General features: G+C 64.2%; 14 protein-coding genes. 3 read left to right on the forward strand and 11 right to left on the reverse strand.

The annotated features are described in order from the left end of the window. Position 1: 1 nt before the first annotated feature. Together L1O02_RS30595 and L1O02_RS30600 are read right to left on the reverse strand one after the other, a co-directional pair. Positions 2 to 592 (reverse strand): hypothetical protein, encoded by a 591-nt coding sequence (locus tag L1O02_RS30595; protein WP_060836868.1) that lies wholly within the window; start codon positions 590 to 592, stop codon positions 2 to 4. Beyond that, complete coding sequence (locus tag L1O02_RS30600; protein ID WP_108544928.1) at positions 558 to 1,298, reverse strand: SURF1 family protein; 741 nt, start codon at positions 1,296 to 1,298, stop codon at positions 558 to 560. Before L1O02_RS30600 ends, L1O02_RS30595 begins: the two co-directional genes overlap by 35 nt. Before the next feature lie 70 nt (positions 1,299 to 1,368). On the opposite strand from L1O02_RS30600, the gene L1O02_RS30605 reads away from it, so the two are divergent. After that, positions 1,369 to 1,572 carry a twin transmembrane helix small protein gene (locus L1O02_RS30605; protein WP_060836867.1) on the forward strand — a complete coding sequence of 68 codons (204 nt, stop codon included), beginning with the start codon at positions 1,369 to 1,371 and terminating at the stop codon, positions 1,570 to 1,572. 25 nt (positions 1,573 to 1,597) lie between these two features. Here L1O02_RS30605 and L1O02_RS30610 read toward each other — a convergent pair whose 3' ends face one another. The 4 genes from L1O02_RS30610 to coxB all read right to left on the reverse strand — a co-directional run bounded on the left by L1O02_RS30610 (position 1,598) and on the right by coxB (position 5,993). Continuing rightward, positions 1,598 to 2,485, reverse strand: coding sequence for a cytochrome c oxidase subunit 3 (locus L1O02_RS30610; protein WP_060836866.1), 888 nt, complete (start codon positions 2,483 to 2,485; stop codon positions 1,598 to 1,600). Positions 2,486 to 2,518: 33 nt separating this feature from the next. Beyond that, complete coding sequence (locus L1O02_RS30615; RefSeq protein ID WP_060836865.1) at positions 2,519 to 3,076, reverse strand: cytochrome c oxidase assembly protein; 558 nt, start codon at positions 3,074 to 3,076, stop codon at positions 2,519 to 2,521. Between the two features lie 111 nt (positions 3,077 to 3,187). After that, on the reverse strand, positions 3,188 to 4,783 hold the full coding sequence (gene ctaD, locus L1O02_RS30620; protein WP_060836864.1) for a cytochrome c oxidase subunit I: 1,596 nt from the start codon (positions 4,781 to 4,783) through the stop codon (positions 3,188 to 3,190). A gap of 82 nt (positions 4,784 to 4,865) precedes the next feature. Then, entirely contained in the window at positions 4,866 to 5,993 is a 1,128-nt protein-coding gene (coxB, locus tag L1O02_RS30625; protein ID WP_060836863.1) for a cytochrome c oxidase subunit II, read from the reverse strand. Between the two features lie 370 nt (positions 5,994 to 6,363). On the opposite strand from coxB, the gene L1O02_RS30630 reads away from it, so the two are divergent. Beyond that, the gene (locus L1O02_RS30630; RefSeq protein WP_103740832.1) at positions 6,364 to 7,014 is read left to right on the forward strand and encodes a hypothetical protein; all 651 of its coding nucleotides are present in this window, start codon (positions 6,364 to 6,366) and stop codon (positions 7,012 to 7,014) included. A 65-nt stretch (positions 7,015 to 7,079) separates the two neighbouring features. On the opposite strand, the gene L1O02_RS30635 is transcribed toward L1O02_RS30630, so the two are convergent. The 3 genes from L1O02_RS30635 to L1O02_RS30645 form a co-directional block, all read right to left on the reverse strand. Further along, complete coding sequence (locus L1O02_RS30635; RefSeq protein WP_235759312.1) at positions 7,080 to 8,615, reverse strand: SulP family inorganic anion transporter; 1,536 nt, start codon at positions 8,613 to 8,615, stop codon at positions 7,080 to 7,082. Between the two features lie 92 nt (positions 8,616 to 8,707). Further along, positions 8,708 to 9,442, reverse strand: a complete 735-nt coding sequence (locus tag L1O02_RS30640; protein ID WP_011058446.1) for a carbonic anhydrase — start codon at positions 9,440 to 9,442, stop codon at positions 8,708 to 8,710. A 241-nt stretch (positions 9,443 to 9,683) separates the two neighbouring features. Further along, positions 9,684 to 10,742 (reverse strand): PA0069 family radical SAM protein, encoded by a 1,059-nt coding sequence (locus L1O02_RS30645; protein ID WP_060836860.1) that lies wholly within the window; start codon positions 10,740 to 10,742, stop codon positions 9,684 to 9,686. A 196-nt stretch (positions 10,743 to 10,938) separates the two neighbouring features. Between L1O02_RS30645 and L1O02_RS30650 the strand changes: the two genes are divergently transcribed. Then, positions 10,939 to 11,355 (forward strand): hypothetical protein, encoded by a 417-nt coding sequence (locus L1O02_RS30650; protein ID WP_232513189.1) that lies wholly within the window; start codon positions 10,939 to 10,941, stop codon positions 11,353 to 11,355. Here the strand turns inward: L1O02_RS30650 and L1O02_RS30655 are convergent. Together L1O02_RS30655 and L1O02_RS30660 are read right to left on the reverse strand one after the other, a co-directional pair. Beyond that, the gene (locus tag L1O02_RS30655) at positions 11,342 to 12,646 is read right to left on the reverse strand and encodes a cytochrome c (protein WP_235759314.1); all 1,305 of its coding nucleotides are present in this window, start codon (positions 12,644 to 12,646) and stop codon (positions 11,342 to 11,344) included. The two genes, L1O02_RS30650 and L1O02_RS30655, sit on opposite strands and share 14 nt — an antisense overlap. Positions 12,647 to 12,658: 12 nt before the next feature. Further along, positions 12,659 to 14,443: a GMC family oxidoreductase gene (locus tag L1O02_RS30660; RefSeq protein ID WP_235759316.1), complete on the reverse strand. Its 1,785-nt coding sequence runs from the start codon at positions 14,441 to 14,443 to the stop codon at positions 12,659 to 12,661. Positions 14,444 to 14,445: the final 2 nt, after the last annotated feature.

The raw sequence follows: 14,445 nt of genomic DNA on the forward strand, positions 1-14,445 counted from the left end.
CTTATCCGATGTTCGACAGTTTCAGCAGATGGCGCAGGTCGTTGAGCAGGTCCTTGCCGTTGACCCGAGCGTCATAACGCAGCACCAGGTTGCTGTGGGGATCGACTATCCACAGCTGCGGCGCCTCCGGGTCGTGAACCCCCTTGGCGAAGGTCGCCAGGTCCAGGGGATAGCGTTGCAACTGCGGGTATTCACGCTGCAGCCTGGCGGCGTACTCGGCACTCAGCGGCTGGGCACTGGCCAGGGCATGGCTGGCCCGGGAAGCGTCGCGGCCCAGGGCCACCTGGATCTGCCGCGCCAGGTACACCAACTGCTGGCAGTCCGCCTCGCAAGCCTTGGGCGCGGTGACGAGGATCTGCCAGCGATCCTCCTCGGACTGCACGCCGATCTGCGCGCGGGTCTGGCCGTTGCCGATCAGCTCACCGTGGTAACTGCGGCTTTCCGGCACCCAGAACTGCAGCTTGTACATGCCGGTGGCGAGGATCATCGGACCGATCACCATCAGCAGGATCAGGATCAACTGCCAGCGGCCGCGGCGCCGGTTGGCTGCTGGAGCTTCAGAGATGTTGGGTGGATTCATGGCCGTTCCCATGGCGTTTCTCCCGTGCGTTGTGCCAGCCGAAATAGAGGTAGAGGGCAAACAGCGCCAGGGCCATGGCAAACCACTGCACGGCGTAGCCCTGGTGTTTTTCCGGTCCCATGGCCACCACCGGCCAAGCCGTCAGGTAGGCACCCGGACCGGACTCCTGGCGCACCTCGTGGTTGAAGCCACTGCGATCCAGCTCGGCCCAGAGTGCCTCCGGGGCCACGGCGGTGATCAGCCGCGGCCAGCGCGCAGCGGCCGGGTCGGCCTGCAGTTGGAACACCGCTCCCGGAGAAACGTAGACCCAGGCATCCAGGCTCAGGCTCTGCTCCGGGGTGCTGAAGACCGGTGGCGTGCGCCGGTCGGGCCAGGGCAGCCAGCCCCGATTGACCAGCAGCCAGCGCCCGCTGGTCTGGTCGAGGAAGGGTTGCAGCAACTCGACCCCGGCCTGGCCGTCGTGCAGGCGGTTGTCCAGCAGCAGGCTGTGCTCGGCATCGAAATGGCCGTACAGGCGCAGGCGGCGAAAGGCCGGATCCTCGGCGCCCAGCAACTCCAGCAGCGGCACCGGCGGGGCCACACGGCGCTCGGCGTAACTGGCCAGCAGCTGGCGTTTCTGCTCGCCGCGCCCCAGTTGCCAGAAGCCCAGGTAAACCAGCACCGGTAGCAGCAACAGCACCACCAGGGTCGGCACGACGCCGGGCCGGAAGCCTTTCATGACCGGCTCGCAAGCTTGAGAAATCCACTCGCTATACTGCTGTACATCGCGTTCCCCCCGGAGTCCCAGCATGCTCAAAGCAGCCATCGTCCTGATGCTGATTGCCACGGTGATCAGCCTGTTCAGCGGCCTGTTCTTTCTGGTCAAGGACGACAGCCAATCCAAGCGCCTGGTGACCGCCCTGAGTGTTCGGGTGTGCCTGGCCGCGATCACCCTGGGCTTGATCGCCTGGGGTTTCTTCAGCGGCCAGCTGGTTTCCCACGCGCCCTGGTAGGGCGCAGCAACTCCTGAACAGCGCCTCAGAGCACGTAGACGAAGACGAACAAGCCGATCCACACCACGTCGACGAAGTGCCAGTACCAACTGGCCGCCTCGAAGCCGAACTGATGCTCGGCGTCGAAATGCCCGCGCATGATGCGCATCAGCATTACGAACAGGATCAAGGTGCCGATGGTCACGTGGGCCCCGTGGAACCCGGTGAGCATGAAGAAGGTCGCGCCGTAGATCCCCGAGCCCAGGGTCAGCCCCAGTTCGTGATAGGCGTGGATGTATTCCTCGGCCTGGAAACCGAGGAAGGCGCAGCCCAGCAGCACGGTCAGCGCCAGCCAGATTTTCAGTGCACCGCGATGGCCTTTCTTCAGGGCATGGTGGGCGATGGTCACGGTGACGCTGGAACTGACCAGCAGCACGGTGTTGAGCAGCGGCAGGCCCCAGGGGCTGATGGTGGATTTGGGCGGTGGAAAGAGTTTCGGATCGGGGTTGTTGAGCAGCGGCCAGACGAACTCGAAGTTCGGCCAGAGCATATGGGCGATGCCCTTGTGCCCCTCACCACCGAGCCAGGGCCCGGACAGGTGCCGCACATAGAACAGCGCACCGAAGAAGGCCATGAAGAACATCACTTCGGAAAAGATGAACCAGCTCATGCCCCAGCGGAACGAGCGATCGAGCTGGGCGCTGTACAGCCCGGCGCGACTCTCCTTGACCACCGCGCCGAACCAGCCGAACAGCATGTAGGCCAGCAGCAGGCCGCCAACGAAAAAGATCAGTGGCCCATGGGATTCCGGGCGCGCCGCCTTCAGATCGTTGAACCAGGTCGCCAGGCCGAACACGGTGACGAACATGCCCACCGTCGCGATGATCGGCCACTTGCTCTGGGCCGGAACGTAATAGTGCTCATGAGTCGCCATGGGTCGTTCTCCTTATCGGGCACGCCAGATCGTCTATCCACCGGTCTTGGCGGCCACCGCCACCGGTGGATGACGCGCGGTGATATCGAACAGCGTGTAAGCCAGCGTCAGGTGCTTCACATCCTTGGGCATGTCGCGGTCAACGATGAAACGCACCGGCATCTCGATCTTCTCCCCGGGCTGCAGCACCTGCTGGGTAAAGCAGAAGCACTCGGTCTTGTGGAAGTACATGGCCGCGCTGCTGGGGGAAATGCTCGGGATGGCCTGAGCGCTCATCGGATGATCACTGGGGTTGCGGGCGATGAAGATCATCTCGTTCACTGCCCCCGGATGGACCACGATGTCATCGGCCTTGGGATAGAAATCCCAGACCATGTCGATGGCGTTGGTGGACAGGAACTGCACCCGCACCTGGCGCGACTCATCCACCTGCTGCCTCTGGTCCGCGTACTGCCCGCCGGTCTTGCCATTGATCCCCAGGGCCTTGCACATCACGTCGTAGATCGGCACCAGGGCAAAACCGAAGACGAACATCGCCGTCACCACCAGCAATAGGCGGGTCACCAGTTTCTTCAGCGAGATCTCGGCCATCTCAACCTCCTCCCGAACCTGTAGGAGCCGGCTTGCCGGCGAACCGGGCGACGCCTTCCAGCGCCTGGCCCGACGCCTTCGCGAGCCAGCTCGCTCCTACAACACGGCTGTTCATTTCACTTCCGGCGGGGTGACAAAGGTGTGGTAGGGCGCCGGCGAAGGGATGCTCCACTCCAGGCCCTCGGCGCCTTCCCACGGCTTGGCCGGGGCCGGTTTGCCACCGCGAATGCACTTGATGACGATGAACAGGAAGAAGATCTGCGTGGCGCCGAAAGTGAAGGCACCGATGGAGGACACCATGTTGAAGTCGGCGAACTGCAGGTTGTAGTCCGGAATCCGCCGCGGCATGCCCGCCAGCCCGACGAAGTGCATGGGGAAGAACGCCATGTTCATGCCGACGAAGGACAGCCAGAAGTGCAGCTTGCCCAGGGTTTCGTCGTACATGTGCCCGGTCCACTTGGGCAGCCAGTAATAGGCCGAGGCGAAGATCCCGAAGATCGCTCCCGGCACCAGCACGTAGTGGAAGTGCGCCACCACGAAGTAGGTGTCCTGGTACTGGAAGTCCGCTGGGGCGATGGCCAGCATCAGCCCGGAAAAACCGCCGATGGTGAACAGGATGACGAAGGCCACGGCGAACAGCATCGGCGTCTCGAAGGTCAGCGCGCCCTGCCACATGGTGCTCACCCAGTTGAACACCTTGACCCCGGTGGGCACGGCGATCAGCAGGGTGGCGTACATGAAGAACAGTTCGCCCACCAGGGGGATGCCGACCACGAACATGTGGTGGGCCCAGACGATGAACGACAGGAAGGCGATCGCCCCGGTGGCATAGACCATCGAGGTGTAGCCGAACAGCGGCTTGCGGCTGAAGGTCGGGATGATCGAGCTGACCGCGCCGAAGGCCGGCAGGATCATGATGTACACCTCGGGGTGGCCGAAAAACCAGAACACGTGCTGGAACAAGACCGGGTCGCCGCCGCCGGCGGCACTGAAGAAGCTAGTGCCGAAGTGGATGTCCATCAGCATCATGGTCACGCAACCGGCCAGCACCGGCATCACCGCAATCAGCAGGAAGGCGGTGATCAGCCAGGTCCAGACGAACAGCGGCATCTTCATCAGGGTCATGCCCGGGGCACGCAGGTTGAGGATGGTGGCGATCACGTTGATCGCGCCCATGATCGAGCTGATGCCCATCAGGTGAATGGCGAAGATGAAGAAGGTCACGCTTTCCGGGGCGTAGGTGGTGGACAGCGGGGCGTAGAAGGTCCAGCCGAAGTTCGGCCCGCCACCGGGCATGAACAGGGTCGAGACCAGCAGCAGGAAGGCCGCCGGCAACAACCAGAAGCTGAAGTTGTTCATCCGCGGCAGGGCCATGTCCGGGGCACCGATCATCAGCGGGATCATCCAGTTGGCCAGGCCGACGAAGGCCGGCATCACCGCACCGAAGACCATCACCAGGCCGTGCATGGTGGTCATCTGGTTGAAGAACGCCGGCTCGACGATCTGCAGCCCGGGCTGGAACAGTTCGGCGCGAATCACCATGGCGAACGAGCCGCCGAGGAGGAACATGCAGAAGCTGAACCACAGGTACAGGGTGCCGATGTCCTTGTGGTTGGTGGTCAGTACCCAGCGCATCAGGCCCTTGGCGGGACCATGGGCGTGGTCATCATGGCCGGCGTGGCCGTGGTCATCGATCACAGCACTCATGTCCTGTCTCCTGCGAGCGAATGGACGGGATGATCGGCAGCGACGTGCCGCGACCGCTTGCGCAAATACTCGATGTACCGGCTCATTTGCTTTCCGCCTGTTTCAGCGCCAGGACATCCTTGGGCGTCACCATGTCGCCCTTGTTGTTGCCCCAGGCGTTGCGTTCGTAGGTGACCACGGCGGCGATGTCGACTTCCGAGAGCTGCTTGCCGAACGCCGCCATGGCGGTGCCCGGCTTGCCGTGGAACACCAGGCTCAGGTGAGCCTCCTTGGGACCGGTGGCAATCTTCGAGCCCTTGAGCGCCGGGAACATCGGTGGCAGGCCCTGGCCCTCGGCCTGGTGACAGGCGACGCAGGTGGTGTGGTAGACCTTGTCGCCACGGGCCACCAGCTCGTCCAGGGTCCATTCCTTGCTGGTCAGCTCCTTGAGCTTGGCCGCCTCGGCCTTGCGTTCGCCGAGCCAGGTGTCGTAGTCGGCCTGACTCTTGACCTCGACCACGATCGGCATGAAGCCGTGGTCCTTGCCGCACAGCTCGGCGCACTGGCCGCGGTAGATGCCGGGCTTGTCGACCCGGGTCCAGGCCTCGTTGACGAAGCCGGGGATGGCGTCACGCTTGACCGCGAAGGCCGGCACCCACCAGGAGTGAATGACATCGGCGGCGGTCACCAGGAAGCGCACCTTGGCCCCCACCGGCAGCACCAGCGGCTGGTCGACTTCCAACAGGTAGTGCTCGCCCTTGGCGGTCTTGTTGTGGATCTGCTCGGCGGGAGTGGCCAGGTTGCTGAAGAACTCCACATCCTGGCCCAGGTACTTGTAGTGCCACTTCCACTGGTAGCCGGTGATCTGGATGTCCACGTCCGGCTCGCTGGTGTCGTACATCTTGATCAGCGTTGCCGTGGCAGGCACGGCCATGGCCACCAGGATCAGGAAGGGAATGATGGTCCAGAGGATTTCCACCGTGGTGCTTTCGTGGAAGCGGGCCGGGACCTGGCCGGTGGAGCGACGGTGCACGATCATCGACCAGAACATCGCGCCGAAGACGATCAGCCCGATCACCACACAGATCCAGAAGATGGTCATGTGCAGGTCGAATACCGCGTGGCTTATCTCGGTCGCACCAGGCGTCATATTCACCGTCCAGGCGGCTTGCGCCTGGCTGAATACCGACCACAACAGGAGGCCCATCCAGACATGTGGATGTCGCATCATTGCGGGTTCCCCTTATCGTTCTTGTTATCCCGGAGGCTCAACACCTGCGGCAAGGGAGCGGCTGCCTAGACTACGAACTTAAACCGGCCGGGGCCTCGCTGCGTTTGCAGTCGAGCGTCATCAGCTAACTTCATTCCTTGGCGAGTATAGACAGCGACTCTCACCTCGCAACGCGCTGGCGAAAATCACCTGAAACGCCGGAAAAGGCCTTTGCAGGCCACGGCGCGAAAGGGGTCGGGAGCAGGGGCGCACACAACGATATAACCGCGATGACTAAGCATGAAATAATTATGACAAATGCGTCTTAACCGCTTTTGTAAGCACGCTAACTTATGTGCTCCCTATTCATGTCCTTGTCCCTGGAGTTTTCATGAACACCGTCGCATTGCGCGAGCAGATCCAGCTGGCCCAGCAACACGAAGCCAGCACGGGCCTTCTGACCCGTCAGCTGGAAACGCAACTGCCTCACCTGCACCCCTCCATCCAGCTGCCCGAAGTCGACGCCAAGGGCGTCCTGACCCGTTTCGTCAGCGCCTACATCGACCAGGTTCCGGACCTGCTGGACGCCGCCAACGCGGTGGCCCGCGAAGCCGGCATCGAGTCGCAGATCAAGCCGGTACTGAAGATCGCCGAGCAATTCTTCCTCCAGCCGCCGGCCATCATGGACGGCCACGTCGGCCTCGACAGCCTGCTGGACGAAGCCTACCTGGCCCTGCGCCTGGTGGAGGAAGTCAACGACCTGTACATCAAGCATTTCGGCCGTCCGCTGATCCCCCTGGACATGACGGTCGCCAACCTCATCGCCCACCAACTGATCGGCGAAACCTTCGCCAACCAGCTGGATGAAGCGGTGCACCACGCCGTCGACGCCATGCTCAACGAAGAGAGCTTCGCCCTGGAATCGGTGGAAGCCTACCGCGACACACTCAACAGCCCGGACACCGAGGCCGCCTGGAAGCGCTGGCCCTGCCTGTCGCGCCAGCTGGGCGTGGAACTGGAACTGGACCAGCCCGCCGCCTGACCCCACTCCTCGCCAGCAAGGCTCGCTCCGGGCCTTGTGGCGAAGGGGCCAACCTCCTCGCCGACTCAACTGCGTACCGGCACCGCGCCCACGACACCGGCCGGGCTCAGCCGCCCCTCCAGACGCCGCCGCAAACCCCGCGCCTCGATCAACAGCTTCGAGCCCCTGGCGCTGTTGGCCCGTGCCCATTCCTCCAGCAACTCCAGACAGGCGTGATCGATATAGCTCAGGTGATTGAGCGGCACATGCACGGTGCTGCCCGGTGCAATCGTCGCCAGCACCCGCGTCAGGGCCGGGACCTTGAGAAAGGTCGCCGCGCCCACCAGGCGCAACTCCAGCTCGCCCTCGCGCTCCAGCCCGATCAGGCTGATCTTCAGGCGTGCAGCCTTGAACGCCAGCTTGGCCAGAGTCAGGGCAAAGCCGATCAGCACCCCGGTCAGCAGATCACTGAAGACAATCGCCAGGGCCGTCAGCGCGTAGGTGAACATCGGCATGCGCCCGTAACGCCCCAGGCCGCGAAAGGCCTTCAGGTCCACCAGCTTGCAGCCGGTATAGACCAGCACCCCGGCCAGGCTCGCCACCGGAATGCTCTGCAACACGCTGGACAGCAGCAACACGAAAGCCAGCAGCCACAGACCATGGAACACCGTCGAGAAACGGGTCTGGGCCCCGGCCTGGACGTTGGCCGAGCTGCGCACGATGACCCCGGTCATCGGCAGGGCGCCCAGCAGGCCGCAGAGCATGTTGCCCACGCCCTGGGCCGAGAGTTCCCGGTCGAAATCCGAACGCACCCCGCTGTGCATGCGATCCACGGCCGCCGCCGAGAGCAGGGTTTCGGCACTGGCGATGAAGGCCACGGCGAAGGCCGCCACCAGCAGGGTCGGGTCCGCCAGATCGAGCAGGTCGGCGGGGCGCAGCCAGTCGATGGCCTCGGCCAGGTTGGCAGGCACCTCGACCCGCTTCACCTCCAGGGCCAGGAGCAGGCTGGCCAGGGTCGTCAGTCCCACCCCCAACAAGGCACCGGGAATGAACCGCAGTGCCCGGGGCCGCCACCGGTCCCAGCCCCACATCAGCGCTATGGTCGACAGCCCCAGCAGGCCGGCCTGCCAGCCCAGGCTCGGCAAGGCCTGGGCCAGGGTCCGGGGCAAGCCGAGGAGGTTGTCCAGCCCCGAAGCCAGGGGCGCGGCATCGAACATCACATGCACCTGGGACAACACGATCAACACCCCGATACCCGCCAGCATGCCGTAGACCACCGCCGGCGCCGTGACCCTGAACCAGCAGCCCAGACGCAGGCGCCCGGCGAGCAATTGCAGCAACCCGGCCAACAGCAGGATCGGCCCGAGCATGGCCACGCCGTGCTGGCGCACCAGTTCGAACACCAGCACCGCCAGCCCGGCGGCCGGGCCGCTGACCTGCAACGGCGAGCCCGCCAGCCAGCCCACCACCAGGCCACCGATGATCCCGGTAATCAGCCCCTTGGCCGGTGGCAGACCGGAAGCAATGGCAATCCCCATGCACAGGGGCAGGGCCACCAGGAACACCACCACCGAAGCCAGCAGCTCCCGGGGCAGGACATTTTTCAGCTGTGCTGCACGCATGACGCATCTCCCGACATTTTCTTCAGGCGTGGCAAAGCCGGGCTGCCAAACGGCAGCCCTGGCTACAACCACTCAGGGGGATTTAGGGGGATTCAGAAGCGCGCTTTGGGCGTCGCCACTGGGATCGGATGGCTGCCATCGAGCGGCAGGAAGCAACCCTTGTCCGCGTCGTAGGCCTTGATCGAGCTGGTTTCGATGTCGTAGACCCAGCCATGGATGAACAACTGGCCGTTGGCCATGCGCGAGGCCACGGAAGGGTGGGTGCGCAGGTGCTGCAACTGGGCGATGACGTTCTCTTCGGTCAGCACATGCATGCTGGACGACTCGTCGGCGCAATCGCAGTTCTCGTGGACCATGGTCCGCGCCACTTCGGCATGGCGCAGCCAGGCCTTGACCGTGGGCATCTTCTCCAGGCTCTGGGGATTGAGCACCGCACGCATGGCGCCGCAGTCCGAATGCCCGCAGACGATGATGTGATGCACCCCCAGGGCCAGCACCGCGTACTCGATCGCCGTGGACACACCACCGTTCATCTGCCCGTAAGGCGGCACCACGTTACCCACGTTGCGGGTCACGAACAGGTCGCCCGGGGAGCTTTGGGTGATGAGTTCGGGAACGATGCGCGAATCGGCACAGGCAATGAACATCGCCCGTGGCCGCTGGGCCGTGGCCAGTTTCTTGAACAACTCTTCCTGCTGCGGGAAGACTTCATGATGAAAATGCAAAAAGCCGTCAACGATATGCTGCAGCGCTGCATCGGCGGTTTCGGCAACCTCGGTGGGTGCGGGAGCCGACGCAGCCAACGGCTGTTTATCCTTGTCACTCATGATTCAGCCTCTCTGTCGGATTTGGTGAATTTTCCAGAATTATCCGGCACGACGCCAGCAATCGATTAAAAAACAACCGAGCCGCCGAACGCGACCAATGGGTCACTCGATGAACAAAGTAGCCATAAAAACTTAACTCAAACTGAATGCAAGGCTCTAGAACGCCACTATTGGCGATAGCAAAAGGTGACCGGCGGCCCTCGGCCAACGCCGCCCACCCCTCAAGATAGGCCAATGCCGCTCAGAGCAGCGACATCTGTCCGCCGGGCGGACAGAAGGCCGAGCAGTCGAGATCGAACCCCTCGCGGCGATTGAGCCCCAGACGCCTGAGAGCCTTGGCAAAACGCTGGGCCAGCAGGTCGGCGAAGGGTCCCTCGCCGCGCATGCGGCTGCCAAAGCGACTGTCATACAGCTCACCGCCGCGGCTCTGGCGGATCAGGCTGAGCACATGGGCAGCCCGTTGCGGGTAATGCGCTGCCAGCCATTCCTCGAACAGCGGCGCCACCTCCAGGGGCAGGCGCAGCATCATATAGGCGGCGCTCTGCGCCCCGGCGGCATGGGCCTCGTTGAGCAGGCTTTCCAGCTCGCTGTCGTTGATCATCGGGATCATCGGCGAACACAGCACCCCGACCGGAATGCCTGCTTCACGCATCACCCGGATCGCCCGCAATCGCGCCTTGGGCGCCGCCGCCCGGGGTTCGAGAATGCGCTTCAACTCATCGTCCAGGGTGGTCAGGCTGATCATCACCGCCACCAGCCGCTGCCGGGCCAGCTCGGCCAGCAGGTCCAGGTCGCGCAGGATCAGCGAGCCCTTGGTGACGATGGTCACCGGGTGCCGGTAGCGCAGCAGCACCTCCAGGGTGCGCCGGGTCAGTTGCTGCTCGCGCTCGATGGGCTGATAGGGATCGGTGTTGGACCCCAGGTTGATCGGGGCGCAGCGATAGCCGGGCCTGGACAACTGCTGCTCCAGCAGGGCGGCAGCGTTGCTCTTGGCGATCAGCTTGGTTTCAAAGTCCAGCCCCGGCGACATGTCCCAGTAAGCGTGGCTGGGCCGCGCGTAGCAGTAGATGCAGCCATGCTCGCAACCGCGATAGGGATTGATCGAACGGTCGAAGGGCAGGTCCGGCGAACTGTTGCGGGTGATGATCGACTTGGCCGTTTCAAAACGCACCTCGGTGCCCTGGGTCAGCGGCACCTCCTGATACCAGCCGTCGTCCTCGGCCACCGAACGCTTGGGCGCGAAACGGTTGTGCGGATTGCTCGCGGTGCCGCGACCACGGGGAGGCAGGGGGGTGATCATGGGAGCGCTCCATTACTGTATGCGCATACAGTAATGGAGTCGGATTTATCTGACCAGCACCGCCGGACCGAAACCCACCCGCAAGCAAACCTACCCCCGCGCGACGCAGGCCTTAACGCTCCTTCGCCGGCAAGCCGGCTCCTACAGGTTTGTGGCGTTAGGGTATAAGGCAGGCTCAAACAACAGGAGCGCAAACATGCCCAGGACGCCCGGCACGCTGGAAAAGATCTTCTACGCGGCGGATGCCTACCTCCCCAGCTACGAACAAGGCGCCGACCTGATCATCGTCAGGGCGCCTGATGGCCAGCTCTGGGGCCTGGCCTGCGAATTCGAACTGTGCACCCAGGACATCGAAAAGGCCGCGGTGAGCGTCCAGCAACCCTTCGATGAAGCGGACCCGAAGTTCGCCGAAGTGCGCTGGAGCCCCCACCACGATGGCATCGGCCTGCTCCCGGCAAGCTGGGAAGACCTGATGAACGCCGGGCTGGCGGACTGCATCGCCGGCTATCAGCTGCAAAGCCGCTTGGGCATCCAGCGCTTCACCCAGGGCACAACAGCCAGCGCCGGACCGACGCCCGCAGCGGGCGCCGGCCTTGACGCTAGTGACGAGTGAAGGGCCCCAAATCGTCGTTGGACCTGCTCTGCAGGTCGCCCTTGCGCAGCGCCGCCACGTCCCCGGGCTTGACCGACGAAGCCTGATTGCCCCAGCTGCTGCGGATGAAGTTGACCACGTCGGCCACCTCCTGGTCCGACAGGCGCCAGGCGAAGGGCGGCATGGTGAAGGTCGACGGCGCGCTGTGGGTGGCCGGCAAGGTGCCGCCCTTGAGCACGATGTGGATCAGCGAGGTGGCATCCGCCGACTGCAGCACCGGGTTGCCCGCCAACGCCGGGAACACCCGGGTGTAGCCATGGCCGTCGGTACGGTGGCAGGCCGCGCAGTTGTCGAGGTACACCGCCGCGCCGGGCTTGCTGTCGTCACCGTTCCACAGGGCCTGGGCCACCTGCTGGTCATACGTGTGCGGCAGGTCCTTGGGGTCCTTGGCCGGCAGTGACTTGAGGTAGCGGGCAATCGCCGTCAGGTCGGCCTCGCTCAGGTACTGCATGCTGTGCACCACCACATCGCTCATGCCGCCGAACACCGCGCTGCGATCGCTGCGACCGGTCTTGAGAAACTGCACCAGCTGCTCTTCGCTCCAGCTGCCCAGGCCGTCCTGGTGATCGCCCCGCAGGTTCTTGGCGATCCAGCCTTCCAGCGGCGCGCTGCCGGAGAGGAAAGCACTGCCGTCGCTGGCGCTCAGGGCCTTCTCCTGCATGGTCAGGGCCCGAGGCGTATGGCAGGCGCCGCAGTGGCCCAGGCCTTCCACCAGGTAGGCGCCGCGACTGATCACCGGGTCGCTGCCGGTCGCCAGTGCCGGGGTTTCCACACTGGGGGCGAACATCCAGCGCCAGATCGACAACGGCCAGCGCATGCTCAGGGGCCAGGGAATGTCGCTGTCCTGATTGTCCCTGGCCACCGGCGCCACGCCCTTCATGAAGTAGGCGTAGAGCGCCTGCATGTCGGCGTCGCTGACCCGGGCATAGGACGGGAAGGGCATGGCCGGGTACAGGGTACTGCCGCCCTTGGCCACGCCATGGCGCACGGCCTGGTCGAAGTCCTCGAAGCTGTAGTCGCCGATGCCGGTCTTGTCCGGGGTGATGTTGGTGGAATAAATCACTCCGATGGGGGTTTCCATCGGTAGCCCGCCGGCGAACGGCTTGCCGTCCTTGGCGGTGTGGCAGGCCACGCAGTCTCCGGCGCGGGCCAGGTATTCGCCCTGTTGCACCAGGGCCTGCTGATCCGCTTCGGCGGCGCTGACCGAGGCGCTGCCCAGCAGGGCCAGGGTGGCGATAACGAGTGCTTTCATGGTCATCGCTCCTTATGCCTGCACCAGCGGGCCGGGGTTCTTCAGGTACTGCTCGCGGATCGCCCGGGCCGACCAGTAGGTCAGCGCCGCCACCAGGCCGGTGGGGTTGTAGCCCAGGCCCTGGGGGAAGGCCGAAGCCCCGGGAACGAAGACGTTGTGCACGTCCCAGCTCTGCAAGTAGCGGTTCAGGGCGCTGGTCTTGGGATCGGTGCCCATGATCGCGCCACCGTTCAGGTGGGTGGTCTGGTAGGACGCGGTGTTGAAGCGCTCACCCACCTGCTTGCCCAGCCGGGCAATGGCCTTCGGGTTCATCGCCTCGGCGATCTTGCCCATCTTCTCGACCATGAAGCGGTTCATCTTGATGTCGTTTTCCTGCCAGTCGAAGGTCATCCGCAGCAGCGGCAAGCCGTAGGCATCGCGGTACACCGGGTCCAGATCCAGGTAGTTGCCACGGTAGGACTGATGCGCGCCGTGGGCGTCCATCGACACCTGGTGGGTGTAGTAGTCGGCGGTGGCTTTCTTCCAGGCGCTGCCCCAGGCCGGAGTACCCGGCGGGTTCGAGGTACCGGCAATCGGCCGGCTGCCGGCCTGGTTGACCCACATCGGCGAGCCGCCGACGAAGCCGTGCGGGCCGTGGTCGAAGTTGTCGGCGTTGAAGTCGTCCACCGCCACGCCGTTGCCGCCGGCGCCGATGAAGTTGTTGGTGTGCACGTCCTTGTCGAAGTAGGCCTTGATGGTGGCCATGTTCTGGTAGGCGAAGTTCCTGCCCACCACGCCTTCGCCGCTGATCGGGTCGTAGGGCTTGCCGATGCCCGACAGCAGCATCAGCCGCACGTTGTGCAACTGGAAGGCGCCGAGGATCACCAGGTCCGCCGGCTGCTCGATCTCCCGGCCCTGGCCGTCGACATAGGTGACGCCGGTGGCGCGGGTCTTGCTGCTGTCGAGGTTGACCTTGAGCACGTGGGAATTGGGGCGCAACTCGAAATTCGGCAGCGGCTTGAGGGCCGGCAGAATGTTCACGTTGGGCGAGGCCTTGGAATACATGTAGCAGACGTAGCCACTGCAGAAACCGCAGAAGTTGCACGGCCCCATCTGCGCGCCATAGGGGTTGGTGTAGGGCCCCGAGGTATTGGCCGACGGCAGGTTGTAGGGTTTGTAGCCCACCTCACTGGCGGCTTTCTGAAACAGCTGTGCGGAATAGGTGTTCTTCTGCGACTCCAGCGGGAAGTGGTCCGAGCGATCCGGCGCATAGGGGTTGCCGCCCTTGCCTTCGCCCACTCGCTGGCCCTTCACGGTCCAGGCCTGGCCGGAGGTGCCGAAGACCTTTTCCGCGAAGTCGAAGAACGGCTCCAGCTCTTCATAGCTGACACCGAAGTCCTGGATGGTCATGTCCTTGGGGATGAAGCTCTTGCCGTAGCGCTCTTCGTAGTGACTGCGCATGCGCAGTTCGATGGGGTCGACTCGAAAGTGCACCCCGGACCAGTGCAGGCCGGCACCGCCCACGCCGTTGCCCGGCAGAAAGGCGCCCAGTTGCCGGTTGGGCAGGGCCACCTCGTTGACGCTGTGGCGAATGGTCACCGTCTCCTTGGAAATGTCCTGGAAGAGTTTCTTGCGCACGCTGTAGGTGAGCTCGTCGATCACCTGGGGATAGCTGCCGTCAGGGTAGGTGTCCTGCTTCGGCCCACGCTCCAGCGCCAGCACGTTGAGCCCGGCCTCGGTCAGCTCCTTGGCCATGATCGCGCCGGTCCAGCCGAAACCGACGATCACCGCGTCGACCTTCTTCATCACTGTGGTCATGT

Origin of the sequence: Pseudomonas sp. BC42, from assembly GCF_021560055.1 — a bacterium.
Classification (GTDB): Bacteria; Pseudomonadota; Gammaproteobacteria; order Pseudomonadales; family Pseudomonadaceae; genus Aquipseudomonas.